The organism is Amycolatopsis sp. NPDC003676 (genome assembly GCF_053587275.1).
Genome location: NZ_JBSFNS010000006.1, coordinates 108709 through 129420, shown reverse-complemented (window position 1 = coordinate 129420; position 20712 = coordinate 108709). Strand labels below are relative to the sequence as shown.

Below are 20712 nucleotides of genomic sequence, written 5' to 3'. Positions count from 1 at the left end.
ACGGCCCCGCCTCGGACGGTGGAGAAGACATCCTGGCGACTGGGTCCGGGCTCGCGGGACAATCCGCATTACCGGCTGGGCGTACTTCTGGCGCCTGCCCGTCCGGCAGGCACCAGAAGTTTAGCGGATCACCGCGCCGCGCCGTCAAGAGTCGTTAGCTGCCCAGCGTTTTCCGCAACCCGGGCTGGAGCGCGTCGCCGTGCGCGAGCACCATTTCGTCGCACAGTTCCCAGATGCGTTCGACCGGAAGCGCGGCCGCGGTGGCCGGATCGGTCATCGCGGCGTGGCGGATGTGCCGGGGATCGTCCTCGATCGCCGCGCGCACCACGAGTTCGGTAGTGCTCAGGTAGGTGCGGTTCAGCGCGGCGAGCTGCGGCGGAAGCGCGTCGACCCGCGTCGGGCGGATTCCGGTGGCGTCGGCGAGACACGGCACTTCGACGGCTCCGGTCGCCGGGAGATTAGGGATCAGCCCGCGGTTGAGCACATTGCCGTAAACGGTGCGCGGCGTGCCGGTGACGACACTGTGGATGATCTGCGGCGCGTATTCGTTCGTGCCTTCGACAGTGAGCGGTTCGTCGCGCTCGATGGCCTGGCGCGTACGTTCGTATTCGGCTTCGTTCTCCGCCACAACGTCCAGATACGCGCCGATCGGCAGCCGCAGCCGTTCGATTTCGCTGGCGTGGCCGAGATACCACGGCACGTATTCGGAGGAATGCTCGCTCGTTTCGGTGGGGTAGTAGCCGAGCCGCCGGAACATGTCGAACCGCACACGCCGCCGAAGCTGCGGGTCCTCGGCGAGTTCGGCGAGCCGCGGGTACAGATCGTTGCCCTGATGTTCCAAACGCAGGATCCAGGCCTGGTGGTTGATGCCCGCGGCGTGGTAAGCGACCTCGGACAGCGGCACCTCCAGCAGCGCGGCCAGGTCGTGCACGGTCCAGTACACCGAATGGCACAGGCCGACGACGCGGTCCGAGCCGAGCGTCTCGGAGAGGTACTGCACGTTCATCGCCATCGGGTTCGTGTAGTTCAGCAGCCACGCCTGCGGGCACACCCGCGCGATGTCCTCGCCGAGTTCGCGCAGGAACGGGAAAGTGCGCAGGGCACGGAAAATCCCGCCGACGCCGAGCGTGTCGCCGATGGTCTGCTTCACCCCGAAGCGCGCGGGGATGTCGAAGTCGACGCGGGTGGCCTCGCCCATTCCGATTTGGACCATGTTGATGACGAAATCCGCGCCGTCGAGGGCTTCCCGACGGTCCGCGTGCGCGGTGAGGACCGGCTTGGCTCCGCGCGCTTCGGCGATGCGACCGGCCGCCGCGTGCGCGATGCGCAGGCGTTCCGGGTCGATGTCGTGCAGCGCGACGTGCACCTCGGCCAATTCGGGGTAGGCGAACAGGTCCGCCAGCAGACCCTGGGTGAACACGACGCTGCCGGCGCCGATGAAGGTGATCTTGGTGGTCATGCACTTTCCGTTTCAGTGAGATGGAGCTCGTTCCAAGTGGGCTGGCCGTCGATCCCGCCGTGCGCGAGCGTCGAACGGCCGCCGCCTTCGACCCCGGCCCGCAGCGCGTCGGACAGCGGCAGACCGCGCAGCGTCGCGGCGAGGAACGCGGCGTTGAAGCTGTCCCCGGCGCCGACGGTGTCGAGCGGGGTGATCGAGGATGCGGGAACCGTGACGGTTTCGCCGCGGTGGTGCGCTAGCGCGCCGTCGGCTCCGTTCTTGACGACGACAGTCGGACCCTGTGCAGCAAGGTGTGCGGCGGCGTCGAGGAGTTCGGGTTTTCCGGACAACTGCAGGGCTTCGGCGGCGTTGGGCAGGAGGTAGTCGGTCTCCTGAAGTACCAGCGGGATGCCGCTGGGATCCCACTGCCGCGCTGGGTCGTCGTTGGTGTCCAGCGAGGTCGTCGCGCCGTGCGCCCGCGCGGTGCGGAACAGCTCCGGCAGCCCGGCGGCCAGCTTGGGCATCAGGAAGTACGACGAGGCGTGGACGTGCCGGGCGCTCGCCAGCAACTCGGCGGGGACGTCCGCCGCCGACACGGCGTCCAGCACACCGGCGCTGGTGATGATGGCGCGGCTGTCGTCGCGGGTCAGGATCGCGGTGAGCGGGGTCGGCAGCGTCGGATCCACCGTGAGCGCCTGGGTGTCGACGCCGCGGTCCTCGAGGATGTCGCGGACGAAACGACCGGCGGTGTCGTCGCCGATCCGTCCGGCGAAGGCGACCTTCAGCCCCAGCCGCGCGGCCCCGGCGGCGGTGATGGCGGCGGACCCGCCGAGGGTGAGCGAGCCGTGGCCGACGAGGTTCTCCCGTTGCCGGAAGTCGAGGTCCTCGGTCAGCGGCCCGAGGACGACGTCGGGGTTGACGTCGCCGAGCACGAGCAGGTCGAAGCGGTGCGGCATGCGTGGTTCCTCTGGACGACTCGGTTCAGCCTTTGAGGCCGCTGGAGGTGATGGACTGGATGAACGTCTTCTGCGCGCCCAGGAACGCCAGCAGGACCGGCAGCACGGTGATCACGTTCCCGGCCATCACCGCGGCCCAGTTCGTGTGGTGCTGTCCCTGGAAGGTGGTGAGGCCGAGCTGCAGCGTGTACTGGGTGTCGTGGTTGATCGCGATCAACGGCCAGGTCAGGTCGTTCCAGGTGCTGAGGAAGGTCAGCACCGCGACGGTGCTCAGCGCAGGCCGGGACAGCGGAAGCACGATCCGCACCAGCACGCGCAGCCGTGAACAGCCGTCGATCCAGGCCGCTTCCTCCAGTTCGCGCGGGAGCGACAGGAAGAACTGCCGCAGCAGGAACACGGCGAACGGCGTGACCAGCGACGGAACGATCAGCGCGCCGAGCGAGTCGATGAGGCCGAGCTTTTTCATCACCAGGAACGTCGGGATCATGGTGAGCTGGAACGGCACCGCCATGGTCGCCATCATCAGCCCGAGCATCGCCTTCGAACCGCGGAACCGCATGCGCGCGAACGCGTAGCCGCCGAGCGAGCCGAAGACGAGGTTGGCCGCCACGGTCACGACCGACACGATCAGCGAGTTGGAGAACCAGCGCAGGAACAGCGCGTTCTCCAGCACGTACCGGTAGCCGGAGAAGTCGATCCCGGACGGCCACAGCGACGGCGGGAACCGGTTGATCTCCGCGTTGCTCATCACCGAACTCAGCAGCAGCCACACCAGCGGGGCCGCGAACACCAGCGCCAGCGGAGCCAGCAGCAGATGCCACGGGCTGAACGGCAGCCGCCAGCGCCTGCGCTGACTCACGACGGGCAGCTGGGCCGCGGATACGGGGGCGACGTGCGCGCGCGTCGTCATCGGACCTCCTTGTTGCGGCGCAGCAGCCGGGCGCCCAGCCCGAGCGCCAGCAGCACGACGGCGAGCACGTACGCGGCGGCGGCGCCGTATCCGGCGGTGAAGTTCTGGAACGCCTGCTGCCAGATGAAGTAGACGATCACCGTCGTCGAACCGAGCGGCCCGCCCTTGGTGGTGACGTAGGTCAGGTCGAACACCTGGAGCGATTGGATCAGCTGCCACAGCGTCAGGAACGTGGTCACCGGCAGCACCGCGGGCAGGGTGACGTGCCTGAGAATCCGGAATGGACCGGCGCCGTCCAGCCGCGCGGCTTCGATGAGCGACGGCGGCACGTCCTGCAGCGCGGCCAGGAAGACCACCATGCAAAACCCGGTGCCGCTCCACAGCGTGATGGCGACCAGGATCAGCAGCGCCTGCGACGGGTCGGTCAGAAACCCTTGCTGGCTAAGCCCGATCCGGTGCAGCAGCGAGTTGGCGACCCCGAATTCGGGGTCGAGGATGAACGAGAACAGGACACCCTGCGCGGTGGCCGACAGCACGAACGGAACGAACATCAACGTCCGGTACACGCCGATGAAGCGCACCCGCCGGTTCAGCGCGAGCGCCAGCGCGAGGCCGAGCACGATGCTCAGCGGGACGTATAACGCCGTGTACAGCAGCGTATTGCCGACCGCTTGACCGAAGTGCGGGTCCTGCGCGAGCGCCGCGTAGTTGTCGACGCCGACGAACCGGGACGGGGTGACGAGGTCGTCGGCCTGGAACGACAGAATCAGCGACCACACCACGGGCACCAGGCCGAGGCCGATGATGACGATCACCGAGGGGCTCAGGTAGGCCCAGGCGGCGGCGGTCTCGCGCCGGCGGCGGGTCTTGGCGGCCGGAGCTACTGTGATCGGGCCGGGATGTACGGACATGGGCGGGGTCCTAACGGGGGATGATGAGGGCGGCGTTGGCCGCGGAAGCGCAGTCGCGCATGGCGTCGGCGGGGGTCGCGCGCCCGAGCAGCACGGAGACGATCGCCGCTGCGACGGCCTGCGAAACCTGCGGGTAGGCGGGGTGGTTGGCGCGGACGTGCGAGTTCTCGAGCGACTTGACGAACACGGAAAGGCCCGCGGTGTCCTGGGTTTTGCGCTGCCACTCCGGAAGCCGCTGCGATTCGGCGCTCAGCGGGAGGCTGCCGGCGCCGACGTCCCAGACGACGTCCTGGGCCGGCGCGGTGAGCCAGCGCAGGAAAGTCTTGGCCGCGGCGAGGCGGCGGTCGCCGTTGTCGAACACCGTCCAGGTGTCCGGTCCGGAGATGGTGATCGGGTTTCCGGTGAACGTGGGCAGCGGGACGATGTGGTAGTCGAGCCCCGCGTCGTTGATGTCGGGCAGCTGCCACGGACCGGTCGGCACCATCGCGATCCGGCCGGAGGCGAAGGCTTGATACATCTGCTCGGAGCCGGGTTTCGGGTCGATGTAGACACTGCGGTCGGCGGAGAGCTGCCGGATGACGTCGAGCGCTCGCACCCCGCTGTCGGCGAAACCGATGCTGCGGCCGTCCTGGCCGACGATGGTGCCGCCGAGGTCCCAGATCATCGGCCACAGCCGCCAGACCGTGTCCTCGTCGCCCGCGCCGGGCCAGGCGGTGCCGAACTGTCCCTGGTCGCGGTTGGTCAGTTTCTTCGCGGCGGCAACGAAATCCGGCCAGCGCCAGTTCTCGTCCGGGAGCGGGACGCCGTGGTCCTGGAAGAGTTTCTTGTTGCAGGCGACGGCGAGCGAGTCGAGCATCGCGGGCACCGCACGGACGCGTTCGTTCACGGTGACCGCCTCGAGCGCGGGCTTCCAGAACTGGGTGCCTTGGCTGACGACGTCGCCCATGTCGGCCACTCGCGGACTGCGGGCGATGCTGGCGAGGTCGGAGCCGAAGATGTAGGCGATGTCCGGGTAAGAACCGGAGGCGAGCGCCGCGGTCACCTTCTGCAGCATGGCATCGGCGAGCACGCCGCCGCCGAGGTCGATCCGGATGTCGGGGTGCTCGCGCTCGAACGAGGCGACCAGCTGCTTGAGGACTTTGAGGCCGGTGTCGTTCTGGCCGTGCCACATTTCGACGGTGACCGGTCCGGACGTGGCGGCGGGCGCTTCGGCGCAGGCCGCGGCGGCGGGCACCAGCGCCATGGCTGCCGCGCCGCGGAGAAACCCGCGCCGGGTCAGGGTTCGCACGCGCATGGGATCGTTTTCCTTCCCTTGCGCTAGCAGCGTGGGCGGGGACGGCGGGAGGGTGGAGTCATCTGCGGTTTCCTTCCGGCGGGGAGAAGTAGGCGGCTACCGTTCGGGGGAGGGGAGGAATGTCGATCGGCACGGAGCCGGAGCGCAGGGATTGCGTGGCGAGCGCACCCGTCGCCACCGCCTCGCGGGCGGCGATCGGGGACAGTTCCGGCGGGTCGCCGTGCGCTGCGTAACGCAGGAATTCAGTCATGGTAAGGAGATCCGCGTCCCGGTGTCCTGATGCGACACCGTCGATCGGGTGCTCGCGGTCTCCGTCCAGCGACCATCCGCGGCGGTGATTCCACACTTTCACCACGCCGCCGCCCGTGTCGCCGAAGTTCTCCGCGCGGCCTTCGGTGCCGATCACGGTGTAGTTGCGCCAGTAATCGGGCGTGAAATGGCACTGTTCGTAGCTGGCGAGCACGCCGTTGTCGAGTCGCATGTGGACCATCGACAGGTCTTCGACGTCGACGACCGGGTTGAGGCCGGTTTGCGTTGCCGGAGGCCAATTGTCGAAGGAGAACCAGTCGTCGGCCAGGCGGTCGCCTTGGCCGCTTCGGTCGGTGATCTTGCCGTAGACGGCCAGGTCGCCCATCGCGGTGACGCGGCGGGTGAAGCCGCCGGCGAGGTAGTGGATGACGTCGAGGTCGTGGCTGGCCTTCTGCAGCAGCAGCGAATTCACGCGGCTGCGGTCGGCGTGCCAGTCCTTGAAGTAGTAGTCGCCGCCGTTGCCGACGAAATGGCGGCACCACACGGCTTTCACCTCGCCGATCTCGCCGCGGGTCACGACGCCGCGCAGCGTGCGGACGACGGCCGCGTGCCGGAAGTTGTGTCCGATGTAGAGCTTCGTGCCGGTTTCCTGGGCGGCGGCGAGGACCGCGTCCGCGTCAGGAAGCGTTGTGGCGAGCGGCTTTTCGAGGTACACCGCCACTCCGGCGCGGAGCAGGTCGACGGCGATCTCGGCGTGCGTCCAGTCCGGCGAGGTGACGATCGCGGCGTCGACCAAGTTCGCGATTTCTTGGTGTCCGGCCACGATCTCGATGGCGCCGAACATCTCGCGCGCTCGCGCCCGGCCTCGCTCGTCGGGATCCGAAGCGGCGACAATCTCCGCCGCGACCCCGGATTCCGTTGCGTGCCGGGCGATCCCGGCCCGCAGGCCGACTCCGACCACACCGACCCGCAGCATCCCGCGGTTCGCCACGTCGCCACCTCACTTCTGCGTGATATTGATCTACATCATGGCAAAACAATCAGAAATGCGCAACGGGCTCAGCTGGCGATGACGAGCTCCACCGAGGCCGCGGCCAGGTCGGCGGCGAACGAAGCGGACACCTCGGAGTCGGTGACCAGGACGTCGATCGCGTCGAGCCGGCAGATGCGGGCGAACGTCGGCTTGGCCAGCTTCGTCGCGTCCGCCACCGCGATCACGCGCCGCGCGACCTGGCTGAAGTGCCTGCTGACCTCGGCTTCTCCCTCGTGCAGCGTGGTCGCGCCGTACTGCGCGCTCAGGCCGTCGACGCCGAGGATGACCGTGTCGAGCGCGAACCCCGAGAGCGCGTCCGAGACGAGCGAGCCGATCAGTTCATAGGACTGGCGCCGCGCGACGCCGCCGGTCGCGACGATCTTGACCTGCGCGCGGACGGACAGCTCGTAGGCGATGTTGAGCGCGTTGGTGACGACGGTCAGCCCGGGTTCGCCGTCGGCGCGGACGAACCGCTCGCTCTTGCCCAGCGCGCGGGCGACCTCGGTGGTCGTGGTGCCGCCGTTGATGCCGACGGTTTCCCCCGGCTGCACCAGGTCGGCGGCGCGGGCGGAGATCGCGGTCTTCGCCTCGGCCTGCCGCGCGATCTTGTACTGCAGCGGCAGTTCGTAGCCGGTGCCCAGCGCGGCGGCCCCGCCGTGGGTGCGGGTGATCAGCCGCTGGTCGACGAGGATTGTCAAGTCCCGTCGCGCGGTCGCGGGGGAGACGTCGAGCGCGGCGCCGATCTCCGAAACCGTGACGTTGCCCCGTTCGCTCACCAATTCGAGCAGGGCGTTCAAGCGTTGCTGGGGCGTCATGCCGGGGCTCTCGTTCCTGGTCGGAGGCGGTCCGGCGCTCATCCTAAGGCGCGCGTCGGCGCACCTGCGTGAGCGAATCTGCATCTGAATGGCTGGACCGATCAAAATCACTCAAGTAATCTGACGGAGGCGATCACGTCCCTCGCCCTGGATCGAAAGGCCTCCATCCCGTGTCCTCCCTTCCGGATGCCCCCGGCTCCTTCGCGGCCGCCGAACTGGCTTCCCAGCCCGAGATGTGGCGCGCGGCAGCCGCCCTCGCCCCGTCCGCCCTGCCCCAGCCCGGCGAACGCGTGGCGGTCGTCGGCTGCGGCACCAGCTGGTTCATCGCGATGAGCTACGCCGTCGCCCGCGAACAACGCGGCCACGGGATCACCGACGCCTTCGCCGGCTCGGAGTATCCGGCGTCGCGCGAATACGACCGCGTCGTCGCGATCTCCCGCTCCGGCACCACGACCGAGATCATCGACCTGCTCACCGCCCTGCCCGCGCAGCGCACCGTGCTGATCACCGCGGTCGGCGACAGCCCCGCGGCCGCGCAGGCGGACGAGGTCGTCGAACTTTCCTTCGCCGACGAACAGTCCGTCGTGCAGACGCGGTTCGCCACCACCGCGCTCGCCCTGCTGCGCGCCGGTCTGGGCGACGACCTCGACCAGCTCGCCACGGCCTGCTCGGAGGCGTTGGCCATCCCGATCGACGACCTGCTCGACGCCGAACAGGTCACCTTCGTCGGCCGCGGCCCCGCCGTTGGCCTGGCCTGCGAAGCAGCGCTGAAAACCCGCGAGGCCGCACAGTTCTGGGCCGAGTCCTATCCCGCCATGGACTACCGCCACGGCCCGATCGCGATCGCTCAACCAGGCCGTCTCGTCTGGTCGCTGGGCGAGCCGCCTGCCGGACTCGCGGACGAGGTCGCCCGCACCGGCGCCCGATTCGTGCACCACGACCTCGACCCGCTGGCCGCACTTGTGGTCGCGCAACGCTTCGCCGTCGCACTGGCCGCCCGGCGCGGCCTGAACCCCGACCGCCCGCGCTCGCTGACGCGCTCGGTCATCCTCGTCTGATGATCGTCGCCGTGACGCCGAACCCGGCCATCGACGTCACCTACCGGGTCGGCACCCACACGCCCGGGGACACCAACCGGGTGCTGGAGGTGCAACGGCGACCAGGCGGCAAAGGCGTCAACGTCGCCCGCGTACTCGCCGCGATGGACGTCCCGGTCCGGGCAGTACTCCCTCTGGGCGGCGATGCGGGCCGATGGCTCGGTTCTGCCTTGGACATTCCGTTCGACACCGTCCCGATTTCCGGCGAGAACCGCACCACCGTGACGGTGACCGGGGACGGGCATCCCACTGTCTACACGGAACCCGGCCCGGAAGTGTCCGAAGTGGAATGGACGGCTTTCGGCAGGCGCCTGGCCGAGTGTCTGGCTGATGCCAGATTCCTGGTGGTTTCCGGCTCTCTGCCGCGCGGTTCTTCGCCGGATCTGGTCGCCGAGTGGGTCCGCATCGCCCGAAAAGCCGGAGCGCGGACGCTGGTCGATGCATCGGGGCCGGTTCTTCTGGCCGCCGCGCGGGCTGGTGCTGTCGTGAAGCCGAACCGGGCTGAGCTGCTCGACGCGACGTCTGCTGCCGATGAGGCTTCCGGTGCAGCAATGCTTCTCCGCCTTGGCACCGAGTTGGTCGTGGTCTCGCGCGGGGCCGAAGGAATAGCCGCCTACACCCCGGGCGGTGTCTTCGCCGTCCCCGCCATCCCCGGCGTGCACGGCAACCCGACCGGTGCCGGAGACGCCGCGACAGCCGGACTTGCCGCAGCCCTCGCCGCCGGTCGTCCTCTGATCGAAGCCCTGCGCACTGCCGCCGCACTGGGCGCCGCAGCCGTCCTCCGGCCGGTCGCCGGTGAGGTCGACCTGCCCGCCTACCACCGATTCCTGAACGGAGCCTCCGCATGATCACCCGCCCCGACCTGCCCCGGCTGCTGGCCGCCGCCCGCGAGCGCGGTTCCGCCGTGGGCGCGTTCAACGTGATCATGCTCGAACACGCCGAGGCCATCACCGAAGGCGCGGAGCAGGTCGGATTGCCGGTGGTGCTGCAGATCAGCGAAAACTGCGTCCGCTACCACGGCGGCCTGGCCCCGATCACCGTGGCGTCGTTGGAAATCGCCCGCCGCGCGTCCGTCGACGTGCTGGTGCACCTGGACCACATCGAAGACCCCGAGCTGATCCGCGAAGGCATCGAACTGGGCGTCGACAGCGTGATGTACGACGGCTCGCGGCTGCCCTATGCGGAAAACCTGCGCACCACCCGCGAAATCGCCGACCTGTGCCACGAGGCAGGTGTGGCAGTGGAAGCCGAACTGGGCGAGGTCGGTGGCAAGGACGGGGTGCACGCCCCCGGTGCCCGCACCGACCCGGCCGAGGCAGCGGACTTCGTGGCCGCAACCGGGGTCGACGCGCTGGCCGTGGCAGTCGGCACGTCCCACGCGATGGTGGAGCGGACCGCGCAGGTGGACCGCGCGCTGGTGACCCGATTGCGAGATGCCATCCCGGTCCCGCTGGTATTGCACGGCTCGTCCGGCCTGTCCGACGAAGAACTGCGCGGTGCGGTGGTGAGCGGGATGGCGAAGGTCAATATCTCAACGCACCTGAATGGCCTGTTCACGCGCTCGGTGCGGCAGTTCCTGGCGGAGCAGCCGGAGGCGGTGGACCCGAGGAAGTACGTCAGGCTGGGGAGGGCGGCGGTGGCTTCGGAGACCGCTCGGCTTCTGCGCTTGCTTGCCGGTTGATCCTGGGCGGCGTGTACAGGTGCATGCGGTAAACAGTAGGGAGCGGTCCGTTGACTGTCTCCGGGGTCAGGCTGAATCCGAAATGCCGTCCCAGGATCGCCATCATCGCGACCGACGCGTCGCGGATGGTCGCCCGTGACGGGAAGTCGATGAGCCCGGCGTCGAACATCTCGTCGTCGAACATGTGGGGGCGACTCCCGGCCCGGGAGTCGTAGGGCGCGCCGCAGCCGAACGCGAAGACGAAATCGCCGTGCGAGAGATAGCTGACCTCCGCCGGGTCGAACGGGTTGGCGGAAATGAGGACAACCTCGGTGTTCTGGGCCAAGTGGCTCGAGATGCCGTCGACGTAGCTCTTCTGCTGCGAGTACTCCACCGCGACTGTCCATTCGCCGGACTCGGCGACGCGGATCCACTGCGGCCCCTCGTCGTACATGCCCGTTTGCAGCACCGGGTCGGTCAGCGCTTGCCGCGCGGTCATCGTCCGTGCCGAGTCCGGGTCGATGTCGAACGTGCGGAACACTTCGGCGACGCTCATCCCGCGCACGAAAGTCAGCGCGCCGCCGGGGACGACGCCACCAGGGGAAGTCAGCCAAGCCCAGCCCGGATCCAGCCGGTACCGGTCGGCCACGGGCGATTTCTCGTTCATCGGCGTTCCTCCGCAGGCGATCTTATGCGCCTGCGGCGGCTTGGCGTGCGGAGCGCGCGGACTCGCGCGTCCGGTACTCTTGGTATACCAAAGCGCTCCCGCTGAGAAAGGTGCTCTCCGTGTTGATCCGTGACGTCCGTCCCTGGGGCGGTCAGCGCAGCGACGTCGAGGTGGCCGGCGACCGGATCGCCGCGGTCCGGCCGCACGATCCGGCGGCGGCGCCTGGGCCGGACGTGGTCGAGGGGCGCGGGCGGTTGCTGTTCCCGTCGTTCAGCGACGTGCACGTCCACCTCGACTCGACGCGGATCGGGCTGCCGTTCCGGCCGCACACCGGTGCGCCGGGCGTGTGGGCGATGATGCTGAACGACCGCGAGAACTGGCGGAATGCCGAAGTCCCGCTGCCGGAGCGCGTCGCGGGCACGCTGGAGCGGATGATCGCGAACGGCACCACGCGTGTGCGCACTTACGCGCAGGTCGACGTGGACTGTCAGCTCGAGAAGCTCGACGCGGTCCTCGCGGCCAAGGAGCGCTTCGCGGGGCACGCGGATGTCGAGGTGATGGCGTTTCCGCAGGCCGGGATCCTGCGCGAGCCGGGCACGGTGGAGGTGCTGGAGGCTTCGCTGCGTTCGGGCGCGACGGTCGTCGGCGGGATCGATCCGTGTTCGCTGGACAAGGACCCCAAGGGGCATCTGGACGTCGTGTTCGGGCTGGCCGAGAAGTACGGCGTCGAGGTGGACATCCACCTGCACGAACCAGGGCATCTCGGCGTGTTTTCGACCGACCTGGTGATCGAGCGGGTCCGCGCGCTGGACATGCGGGGCAAGGTGACCATGTCGCACGCGTACGAGCTGGGGTCGGTTTCGGAAGCGGTGAGCCGCCGGCTGATCGACACGTTCGCGGAGCTGGACATCGCGATGGCGACCGTCGCGCCGTCCGTCGACCGGCAGTTGTCGCTCGCGGACCTGACGACTGCGGGCGTGCGCGTCGGGCTGGGGGAGGACGGCCAGCGCGACTACTGGAGCCCGTACGGCAACTGCGATCTCCTCGACCGCACCTGGCAGCTGGCTTTCACCCACGGCTTCCGCCGCGACGAGCTGATCGAGATGGCCCTGGCGGTCGCGACGACGGGCGGCGCGTCGATCATGAGCCACGACGTCCCCCGGCTGGCGGGCATCGCCGACCGGCCCGGAGTGGCAGTCGGCGACCGCGCGGACTTGGTCCTCGTGGACGGCGAGACTCCGACCAGCACGGTGATGGACCGGGGCAAGGACCGAACGGTGCTGCACGACGGCGTCGTGGTGGCCGACGGGTTGGCGGTCGTCGACCTCTGACGGGGCGGAGTCCGGCGGGGTCGGGAGAGCCTGCCGGACTGGTGCCGATGCTTCAGTTCCGCTGAGATTTCACGGGGCACGTGAGATCTCAGCGGAGCTGTGCGGGGTGGAATTGGGATGTCAGTGGTGCTGTATGGGGTGGAGCTGGGACCTCAACGGTGCCGTATGGGGTGGTGTTGAGATCCCAGCGGAGTGCGTTACTCAGCTCCCGCCAGGCCGCGAGGCCGCAACCCGCCGAAGCGAAATCCCGGGCTGCCGGAAGCGCTTCGACCCGCCGAAGCGAAATCCCGGGCTAACGGACGCGCCTCAACCCGCCGAAGCGGTCTCCTCCGCCGGATGCCGCCGCGCCGCCTCGCTCGTGCCCGTCGCCAGATGGGCCAGCACAAGCCGTTCCACCCGCTCGACATCGCGGTCCACGATCGCCTCGTACAGAAGCTCGTGTTCCGCCGCCATGGCTTCCAGGTCGTCGTGCTGGCCCAGCAGCCACCGCATCCGGCTGCGCAGCGTCCGTTCCAGTTCGCCGAGCAGTTCGTTCGCCGACAGCGACGTCACGACCTCGTGGAAATCCGCGGCCGCGCGGCGAGCCGAAACCGCGTCGCCGGCGCGGGCGGCGCGGAGTTCCGTGTCCAGCACCTCCCGCAGCCGCGCCAGGCCCTCGCGGGTGCGGCGCTGCGCGGCGAGCCGGAAAGTGAGGCCTTCGAAGGCCGTGCGCACCTCGTTGAGGTCCGCGACATCCGAAGCGGTGAACTCCCGCACCACCGACCACGACCGGGGCCGCGGCGTGACCAGGCCCTCGTTTCCCAGCGCGCGCAACGCGTCCCGCACCGGCACCCGGCTCACGCCCATCTCCGCGGCCAGGTCCCGTTCGACCAGCTTGCTGCCGGGGGCCCGCGTGCCGTCGAGGATTTCGTTGCGCAGCCGTTCCGTCACGCGCTCCGATTCCGAGGCGAAACCCGGCTCCATCCGATCCCCTCCCGCCGCCGTCACCGACAGTATCGGCGAACCTTCCCCCAGGCTCCCGGAAAAACCCGCCCCCGGCAAGGTCTGGCCGCCAGGTTCCGCCGTTTGGTATACCTAAATGCACCGACGGAAGGAACCCGATGCGTACTCGCTGGCGCGCGCGCCATGTGCTGGCCCACCAGAACGGACAGCACGCCCTGCTGGAAAACGGCGAGGTCGTGTGGGAGGACGACGTCGTCACCTACGTCGGCCCGCGGTATGCCGGAACGACCGACCTGGACGTCGACCTCGGCGAAGCGCTCGTCCTCCCGGGCCTGATCGACCTCGACGCGCTGACCGACGTGGACCATCTCGTCCTCGATTCCTGGGCCACCGCGGACAGTGCGACCGGACTGCAATGGTCCGAGGACTATTTCGCGAACCGCCGCCGCGACGTCTTCACGCGCGAAGAACGGCAGACCATTCGCGAGTACGCACTCGTTCAACTGGCGCTGCACGGCATCACGACATTCATGCCGATCGCGTCGGAGGTCCATTCGTCGTGGGCGGAACCGTACGAGGAACTCGTCGCGATGGCGGACTTCTCGCGGAACCTCGGCCTGCGCGGATATCTGGGCCCTGCTTACCGTTCCGGTGTCAATGTGGCCACTGTGGACGGTACGCGCACCGTCGCCTTCGACAAGCCCCGCGGCGAGGAGGGACTGGCCGACGCGCTGCGGTTCCTCGACCACGTAACGAAACTGGACGATCCGCTCGTCAACGGCGTTCTGCTGCCGTGCCGCATCGAAACCCTCACCGAAGACCTCATGCGTGCCACCGCCGACGCGGCGCGGCAGCGTGACGTCCTGGTGCGCCTCCACTGCCTGCAAGGCGTGCTGGAGCGGGAGCTCATCCTGGACCGTTACGGCGTAACGCCGCTGGAGATGCTCAAGCGCACCGGCCTGCTCAACGACCGGCTGCTGATCCCGCACGGCCAGGTCCTCGACCGCCATCCCGATGTCTATGGAGAGGACCGCGGTGATGTCGCGGCGCTCGCCGCAGCCGGTGTGTCGGTGATCCATTGTCCGCTCACGTCATTCCGCTATGGCCACGCCCTGCGCTCCTTCCGCGACTACCGCGAAGCAGGCCTGAATCTGTGTCTGGGCACTGATTCCTTCCCGCCGGACCTGGTGCGCGGCATGGACGTCGGCGTGCATCTGGCGAAGGTGATGGACAACCGCGCCGACGCGGCACCGGCGGAGTGGTACGTCGAAGCCGCGACGCTCGGCGGTGCCCGCGCGCTCCGTCGCGACGACCTCGGCAAGCTGGCCCCGGGCGCGCAGGCGGACCTCGTCGCGTTCCATATCGGCGACCTCCGCGACGGTGTGCAGGACGATCCAATCAGGACGTTCCTGCTGAGCGGAACTGCCCGCCAGGCAACGCATTCCGTCGTCGCGGGGCGGCCGGTGCTGGTCGACGGACACGTCCCCGGCGTCGACGAGGAGGGCCTTCGCCGCCGAGCGCAGGCGTTGTTCGAGAAGATGCGCGCCGCGTATTCGGAGCGGGACGTCGAACGCCGGGAGGTGGGGGAGTTGTTCCCTCCGACCTTCCCGGCGTTCCAGGAATAACCCGGCTGCTGTTCGTGAGGGGAACCCTCAGGGACTCTGAGTCAAGGTCCGGACCTTGAGATGCGTTGCTTCAGCCAGCCGCCCGTCCACAAAGGACACTGGCACCGGCGAAACGCCCGATTGAGGCCCATGTGACCGTGTCTTCCGGGTCGTGAGGGGAACCCTGAGGGAATCAGATTCCCTCAGGGTTCCCCTCACAGACGACAACCCAGCCTCCGCCGCCCCCCACCGGCCCCTCAACCCCACCCGAGCGACGTTCCTGCCATCGGGACTCAGAGTCCGTGAGGGTTCCCCTCACAGACCGGGCTAGCGCCGCGAGACGACAGCCCCGCCCTTCACCACGAGCCGCCGCGGAGGATGGGACACGACGGCTTCGGCCGGGTACACTGTGTCTATCAAGAAGAAATCAGCGTGGTCGCCGATCCGCAGGCCGTAATCCTTGAGCCGTAACGCTTTCGCGCCGCCGTACGTCGCCGCGTGCAGCGCGAGTTCGATCTCCGGGTCGGTCCGGAACGAGCTGCGGTACGCCAGGTGCATGGTGCGCGTCAGCATGTCGCCGTCGCCGTACGGGCCCCACAGGTCGCGGATGCCGTCGTTGCCGCACGCGGCGTTCGCGCCCGCCGCCCGCATTTTGGCCAGCGGCGGCACCGGCCGGTCGTACACCGCCGCGGTGGTGAGCGTGATCTGCTGCTCCGCGAGGCCCTCGAGCAGCCGGTCCTGCTGCGCGTCCGGGATGCCGCAGATGCCGAACGCGTGCCCGATCGCGACCTTCCCGGCGAGGCCGAGCGCCTTCGTCCGCTCGATGATCAGCTCGATTTCCCAGGCCCCGAGCGGACCTTCGTCGTGCAGGTGCAGGTCGACGCCGCAGCCGTGCCGAGCGGCGATGTCGAAGATCGCGTCGAGGTGCCCGCGCGGATCGCGGTCGTAGCCGGCCGGGTCGATGCCGCCGACGTTCTCCACGCCGGACGCCACGGCCCGCTCCAGCAGCTCCAGCGTGCCGGGCCGGGTGAGCAGGCCGCCCTGGGGGAAGGCGACCTGCTCGACGGTGACCCGGCCGCGATGCCGCGCCGCCGCCTCCCGCACCGCCTCGATGCCGGACAGCCCCAGTTCGGGGTCGACATCGGTGTGCGTGCGGACGAAGGAAGTGCCGTTCGCGATCATCGCGCCGAGCAGCGCGGCCGCGGGTTCGGGCGAGGGGAGCCCGAATTCCTTGCGGCGGCGCTGTTCGTTCGAGATCCGGTCGGCGAGGACCGAACCCGAGGTGTTCGGCGCCCAGGGGAGGCCCCAGAGGGTCTTGTCGAGATGGCAGTGGGCGTCGACGAGGCCGGGCAGCATCAGTGCGCCTTCGCCATCCTCGACCGGGAAATCGGCCGGGACGTCCGCGTCGGGTCCGAACCCGGCGATCCGGCCGTCGCGCACCAGCACGTCCGTCGGAGCGCCGCCACCGGGCCGGACGTTGCGCAGCAACAGGTTCACGCGACACCCTCCACGGCTTCGGCACGGACGGTCGGCTCGCGCCGCTCGGAGGTGGCGAGGCTGACGCCGACCGTGAGCACGACGTTGACGATGATCGCGAGGAGCCCGGGATTGAGGCCCCACAACGTGTTCTTCGAAGCCAGCACCGTCCACGCGACGATCGCGACGCCGACCACGAGCCCGGTCGCCGCGCCCGCCTTGGTCAGCCGCCGCCACACCAGCCCCAGCACGATCGCGGGGAAGAACTGGGAAACGCCGTTCTGGCCGGTCAGCAGCAGGTTCACCAGGAGCGCGGGCTGGAAGACCGCGAACAGCAGCGCCACCGCGGTCACCACGACGACCAGGCCGCGCGACAGCCGGAACACGCCCAATTCGGAGGTCTTCGGCCGCAGGACGCCCTGGTAGACGTTGCGAGCCAGCAGTGTCGCGGACTGCAGGAGCAGCAGGCTGATCGGCACGATCGCGGCCAGCGCGCCCGCGCCGCCGACGAGGCCGACCACCCACGACGGCATGGTCTTCACGGTCAGCGAAAGCAGCGCGCCGTTGGTGGCGCTGCCCTTCAGCCCCGGCACGACGAGCACCGCGGCGAACCCGACGAACAGCGTCAGCGCGATCAGGATCTGGTACAGGGGAAGGTAAATCGCGTTGCGGCGGATCGTCTGCTCGGACTTCGCGGTGTACATCGCGGCCAGTGCGTGCGGGAACATGAAGAACGCCGCGCTCGTGACGAGCAGGGTCGACATCATCCACGGCACGCCGAGCGGGCTGCCCGGCGCCGGCACGCCGAGGAAGCCGGGGTGGTGCGCCTGCACGGTGTCGATGAGATGTCCGAAGCCGCCGAAGTAATGCACCGGAATCGCGATGCCGACGACCAGCACGGTGCCGATCAGCAGGATGTCCTTGAGCACCGACACCCACGCGGCGGCCTTCATGCCGGACGCGTAGACGAACACCGCGATCAGCACCACCGCGAGGACCATGCTGGTGACCCGGTTGATGCCGGTCGTCGTCTCGACGATCTGGCCGAGGCCGAGCAGTTGCGCCTCGATGTAGGGGATCATGAACGCCACGCCGACGATCGCGGTGAGCGCGCCGAACCACGGGCTGCGGAAGCGGTGGGTGAAGAAATCCGCTTGGGTGACGAGGTTGTGCTTCTTCGCGTACCTCCACAATGGAGGGAGGAAGAAGTAGGACAGGACGAAGGCGCACGTGCCGTAGCCGGCGATGTAGAACGCCGCGCCGCCGTTGGCGTAGGCGAACCCGGAGGCGCCGAGATAGGTGAAGGTCGAGTAGGTCTCGCCAGCGGCGAGCACCCAGAACAGCAGCGTCCCGTACGACCGGCCGGCGACCGTCCACTGTTCGAGGTTCATCTGCTTCCGGCCGCGCGCGGCCAGTCCGATGACCACCGCCAGCGCCACCACGGCCAGCGCTACCGCCGCGCCCGCGTTCATCGCTGCTCCTGCTCGGTTTCGGCGGCGCCCGGGCGCCGGATGCGGTCGGCGACGCCGAGGAAGACGGGCGTGAGGGCCACCCAGAGCAGGATCCAGAACCCGATCTCGGGCAGGAACCAGATCCGGCCGTCGCCGCTGAACCAGGGCAGGCCGCCGATCATCGCCACGTAAGGGGTGAAGGCCACCGCGGCCACCACTGCGGAACGCTTCATCGCGCACACCCTTCGTTGTTTGGTATACCATAAGCGCGGCTGGTGGCGGGTTGTCAAGGGTGCGCCGGGGAACGATGCGGGCTCGCGACCGTTCCGGGCCGCTGGCGGCGGTTGGCGTGCTGGTGGCGGCGGAAGCGGTCCGCCTTGGCGCCGGACGGGGACTGGTGGCTGTTTGTCCGATTTGGACGCTGTCGGTCCAGCTGTGGCTGGCTGGGTCGAACTTTGGTAGACCGGACCGCCTGCCGTAAACCGGTCGCCCGCGCTTCCTCTCGGCGGTTACCGTGCCGTCGAGAGGGGGACGCAATGGACAACCCGACGACGGAACTGTGGCGGCCGACCGGCCCGGCCGAGCTGGAGCTGGTGCGCCAGTCCGGCTGGCGTGCGTGGCCGCCGCGGCTGCCGGAACAGCCGATCTTCTACCCGGTGCTGAACGAGGATTACGCGGTGAAGATCGCGCGGGACTGGAATGTCCGGTACGACGGCGCGGGTTACGTGACCCGCTTCCGCGTCGAAACGGCGTTCCTGGGCCGCTATCCGGTGCGGCAGGCGGGCGGCGAAACGATCCTGGAGCTGTGGGTCCCGGCTGAAGAGCTGGCGGAGTTCAACGCGCACCTGGTCGGGGAGATCGAGGTCGTGCACGAGTTCCGCTGACCGGCGGCCGTGCTGGGTCACTCACAGAGCCGCACACGTCTGCGCTGGGTGAGGACGCTGTCCGCCTCCGGTGTGGTTGACGTCGGCAGCTAGGCGACGGTAAGTGACCGCATGGGTCGGCTTGCGTCACCGTGGACGGATGGATGCGCTACTGGCAGGGCTTTCCGGGCGGCTCCTGATCCAGTGCCGGCCCGCGCAGTCCGGGCGCTGCTCGGCGTCAGCGCGGCGCACGGAACGGGGCTTGTCCTGACCGGGAAGTCGGCGACGGACGCGGTCAAGGGCCTTCGCGAGAGGGGACTGGACGGGCCGATCTTGTGCGATGCGGAACGTTACGCCGGAAAGCGGCGGGTACTGGCCGGAGCCGGAACGCATCCGGCGTGGTGCCGGGCGCAGAGAAAGCTCGGGTTGCTGCCCCTGACGGATTCCGGCTACCTCGCCGCGCGCGACTGGCAGGGGCTGCGCGGGATCCTGCTCGCTGCCGCAAGGGGGCCCACGGCGGTCGCGACGTTGCCCCTCGCTCCTTGGTGGTTCGGCAGCGGACCGATCGCGGCCGCACTGGCGAGGGAGATCAACCGGCACGGCGTGCCGGTCGCGATCGTTCTCGAGCACAAGGCTGATCCGTTCGGTGTTCAAAAGCTGCTGCGTGCGTTTCTGCGTTTCTTGGTCGACTGCGCGACTCCAGTGCTGGTTTTGCGTTGCGACATCTCGGCAGTGGGGCTTCTGAGCCACGGCGCGCACGCGGCGGCAGTGGGCACGAGGAGTTCGCTGCGGCACCTGTACCCGGCCGCTGGCGGCCGCCCCGGTGGGCCTTCGGTGTTCGTGCCCCGCCTGCTCAGCTACCACCAGATCGAGACCTGCGCGAAGATATTCGGCCGGACACCGGAGATCGAACAGCTGTGGACTTGCCCGTGCCCAGTCTGCGAGGACCGGACTCCTGCCTCCCTTGACGCTCCTTCGGCTGTTTGGCACGACCTCGATCGTCAGTTGGCCCTGCGGGACGAGCTGTTCCAGCGGCCGCTGACTGCGGAGCAGCGCCGGAGTTCCTGGCACGAGACGTGCAGTCACGCCGGGCACATCCATCGGCAGGTCGCCGAGGCGGTGCGCGGATGGACTGAACCCGCGAGCCTCAGGGCCTGGTGCCGGGTCACCGACGATCCGCTGCCGCGCAACATTCCTGGTCAGTCAGCGACCGGGGCCGCTCGTCCGCGCACCGAATCGACCCGTACTGGTCGGCGGCGGGCAGGCGATCGCGGGGTGCGTCGTTCGGGTGCCTAGGCATCAGGAATGTCTGGCGGTGATGAAAAGTCAGCGGCCTCGTGAGACGTCGAGCCCGGCGGAAAGCCCGCGGAAACACCGAACCGCCAGCTCGACCGGCGCCGCCTTCTCGTCAGTCCCCGCCCAGATCTCCAGCGAAATCCGGATCGCGTCCGTCGCCGCCGCCGCGACCAGGTGCACCGTCACCTCGTCCGTCTCCGGCGCCAACCGTGCCAGCACCGGCCGCAACCGGGTCTCGGATTCGCCGTTCACCCGGTGCCACACGGCCGCCAGCGCCGAATCGTCCCCACTGGCGGCGCGCAGTAGGCCGCGCGTCCAGGAGAACTCCTGCGTGGCGTCGGCGGCGGAGATCGTCTTGTGGATCGCGTCCTCGACCGCCTGAAGCAGCGGCGTCCCCTCGGGCGTCGACGCGAGGTGCTCCCGCCACGAATCGGCGCCGACGACCAGCAGCGGCGCGACCGCGTCCTCTTTCGTGCGGAAGTAGCGGTAGAAGGTGCGCGGCGCGACGCCCGCCGCGGCGGCGATCGCTTCTGCGGTCGTCCCCTGTGCGCCATGCTCGGTGAACAGGCGCGCGGCGGCGCGGGCGATGTCGAGTTGCGTCGCCGCTTTGCGCCGTTCGGTCAGGGTCGGGGTCTTTCCGCTCACCACGGCGACGCTACCCGATTACTGCCAAGGGTGCCCGTTTCGCCAGAGTGGCACAGTCTGCCATCTAGGCGTAA

At 69.1% G+C, this 20712-nt stretch carries 20 protein-coding genes; 7 read left to right on the top strand and 13 right to left on the bottom strand.

Going from position 1 to position 20712, the window contains the following annotated elements; all coding sequences use genetic code 11:
• Positions 1-154: 154 nt before the first annotated feature.
• The 7 genes from melA to ACWDNU_RS05805 all read right to left on the bottom strand — a co-directional run bounded on the left by melA (position 155) and on the right by ACWDNU_RS05805 (position 7606).
• A complete protein-coding gene (gene melA / locus ACWDNU_RS05835) occupies positions 155-1459 on the bottom strand; it encodes an alpha-galactosidase (RefSeq protein ID WP_449667932.1) in 1305 nt (434 codons plus the stop codon).
• Positions 1456-2394 (bottom strand): carbohydrate kinase family protein, encoded by a 939-nt coding sequence (locus ACWDNU_RS05830; RefSeq protein ID WP_449667931.1) that lies wholly within the window; start codon positions 2392-2394, stop codon positions 1456-1458. Before ACWDNU_RS05830 ends, melA begins: the two co-directional genes overlap by 4 nt.
• Positions 2395-2419: 25 nt before the next feature.
• Complete coding sequence (locus ACWDNU_RS05825; protein WP_370937870.1) at positions 2420-3304, bottom strand: carbohydrate ABC transporter permease; 885 nt, start codon at positions 3302-3304, stop codon at positions 2420-2422.
• On the bottom strand, positions 3301-4215 hold the full coding sequence (locus ACWDNU_RS05820; RefSeq protein ID WP_449667930.1) for a carbohydrate ABC transporter permease: 915 nt from the start codon (positions 4213-4215) through the stop codon (positions 3301-3303). The genes ACWDNU_RS05825 and ACWDNU_RS05820 overlap by 4 nt, the downstream gene beginning before the upstream one ends.
• A 10-nt stretch (positions 4216-4225) precedes the next feature.
• Complete coding sequence (locus tag ACWDNU_RS05815; protein WP_449667929.1) at positions 4226-5509, bottom strand: extracellular solute-binding protein; 1284 nt, start codon at positions 5507-5509, stop codon at positions 4226-4228.
• A gap of 58 nt (positions 5510-5567) precedes the next feature.
• Complete coding sequence (locus tag ACWDNU_RS05810) at positions 5568-6749, bottom strand: Gfo/Idh/MocA family protein (protein ID WP_449667928.1); 1182 nt, start codon at positions 6747-6749, stop codon at positions 5568-5570.
• A gap of 68 nt (positions 6750-6817) precedes the next feature.
• Positions 6818-7606, bottom strand: a complete 789-nt coding sequence (locus tag ACWDNU_RS05805) for a DeoR/GlpR family DNA-binding transcription regulator (protein WP_449667927.1) — start codon at positions 7604-7606, stop codon at positions 6818-6820.
• A 233-nt stretch (positions 7607-7839) separates the two neighbouring features.
• Between ACWDNU_RS05805 and ACWDNU_RS05800 the strand changes: the two genes are divergently transcribed.
• The 3 genes from ACWDNU_RS05800 to ACWDNU_RS05790 are packed head-to-tail and all read left to right on the top strand — an operon-like array spanning position 7840 to position 10384.
• Positions 7840-8664, top strand: a complete 825-nt coding sequence (locus ACWDNU_RS05800) for an SIS domain-containing protein (RefSeq protein ID WP_449667967.1) — start codon at positions 7840-7842, stop codon at positions 8662-8664.
• Complete coding sequence (locus tag ACWDNU_RS05795) at positions 8664-9551, top strand: 1-phosphofructokinase family hexose kinase (protein ID WP_449667926.1); 888 nt, start codon at positions 8664-8666, stop codon at positions 9549-9551. Before ACWDNU_RS05800 ends, ACWDNU_RS05795 begins: the two co-directional genes overlap by 1 nt.
• Complete coding sequence (locus ACWDNU_RS05790) at positions 9548-10384, top strand: class II fructose-bisphosphate aldolase (protein ID WP_449667925.1); 837 nt, start codon at positions 9548-9550, stop codon at positions 10382-10384. Before ACWDNU_RS05795 ends, ACWDNU_RS05790 begins: the two co-directional genes overlap by 4 nt.
• On the opposite strand, the gene ACWDNU_RS05785 is transcribed toward ACWDNU_RS05790, so the two are convergent.
• Positions 10320-11030, bottom strand: coding sequence for a DUF6461 domain-containing protein (locus tag ACWDNU_RS05785; protein WP_449667924.1), 711 nt, complete (start codon positions 11028-11030; stop codon positions 10320-10322). The genes ACWDNU_RS05790 and ACWDNU_RS05785 overlap by 65 nt on opposite strands.
• Positions 11031-11149: 119 nt before the next feature.
• Here ACWDNU_RS05785 and ACWDNU_RS05780 point away from each other — a divergent pair, with 119 nt between their 5' ends.
• Positions 11150-12361: an amidohydrolase family protein gene (locus tag ACWDNU_RS05780; RefSeq protein WP_449667923.1), complete on the top strand. Its 1212-nt coding sequence runs from the start codon at positions 11150-11152 to the stop codon at positions 12359-12361.
• A gap of 306 nt (positions 12362-12667) precedes the next feature.
• Here the strand turns inward: ACWDNU_RS05780 and ACWDNU_RS05775 are convergent, their stop codons facing one another.
• Positions 12668-13324, bottom strand: a complete 657-nt coding sequence (locus ACWDNU_RS05775) for a GntR family transcriptional regulator (protein WP_370937861.1) — start codon at positions 13322-13324, stop codon at positions 12668-12670.
• 137 nt (positions 13325-13461) lie between these two features.
• Between ACWDNU_RS05775 and ACWDNU_RS05770 the strand changes: the two genes are divergently transcribed.
• Positions 13462-14928, top strand: a complete 1467-nt coding sequence (locus ACWDNU_RS05770) for a chlorohydrolase family protein (RefSeq protein WP_449667922.1) — start codon at positions 13462-13464, stop codon at positions 14926-14928.
• 306 nt (positions 14929-15234) lie between these two features.
• Here the strand turns inward: ACWDNU_RS05770 and ACWDNU_RS05765 are convergent, their stop codons facing one another.
• From ACWDNU_RS05765 to ACWDNU_RS05755, 3 genes are read right to left on the bottom strand one after another with little or no spacing between them, the layout of a single operon-like run.
• Positions 15235-16404, bottom strand: a complete 1170-nt coding sequence (locus ACWDNU_RS05765; RefSeq protein WP_449667921.1) for an amidohydrolase — start codon at positions 16402-16404, stop codon at positions 15235-15237.
• Positions 16401-17855, bottom strand: coding sequence for a sodium:solute symporter family protein (locus ACWDNU_RS05760; protein ID WP_370937858.1), 1455 nt, complete (start codon positions 17853-17855; stop codon positions 16401-16403). Before ACWDNU_RS05760 ends, ACWDNU_RS05765 begins: the two co-directional genes overlap by 4 nt.
• On the bottom strand, positions 17852-18067 hold the full coding sequence (locus ACWDNU_RS05755; RefSeq protein WP_370937857.1) for a hypothetical protein: 216 nt from the start codon (positions 18065-18067) through the stop codon (positions 17852-17854). The genes ACWDNU_RS05760 and ACWDNU_RS05755 overlap by 4 nt, the downstream gene beginning before the upstream one ends.
• Before the next feature lie 303 nt (positions 18068-18370).
• Here ACWDNU_RS05755 and ACWDNU_RS05750 point away from each other — a divergent pair, with 303 nt between their 5' ends.
• Both ACWDNU_RS05750 and ACWDNU_RS05745 read left to right on the top strand, forming a co-directional pair.
• Positions 18371-18718, top strand: coding sequence for a hypothetical protein (locus tag ACWDNU_RS05750; RefSeq protein ID WP_449667920.1), 348 nt, complete (start codon positions 18371-18373; stop codon positions 18716-18718).
• Between the two features lie 183 nt (positions 18719-18901).
• Positions 18902-19993, top strand: coding sequence for a hypothetical protein (locus ACWDNU_RS05745; protein ID WP_449667919.1), 1092 nt, complete (start codon positions 18902-18904; stop codon positions 19991-19993).
• 30 nt (positions 19994-20023) lie between these two features.
• Here the strand turns inward: ACWDNU_RS05745 and ACWDNU_RS05740 are convergent, their stop codons facing one another.
• Positions 20024-20638 carry a TetR/AcrR family transcriptional regulator gene (locus tag ACWDNU_RS05740; protein ID WP_449667918.1) on the bottom strand — a complete coding sequence of 205 codons (615 nt, stop codon included), beginning with the start codon at positions 20636-20638 and terminating at the stop codon, positions 20024-20026.
• Between the last annotated feature and the right edge of the window lie 74 nt (positions 20639-20712).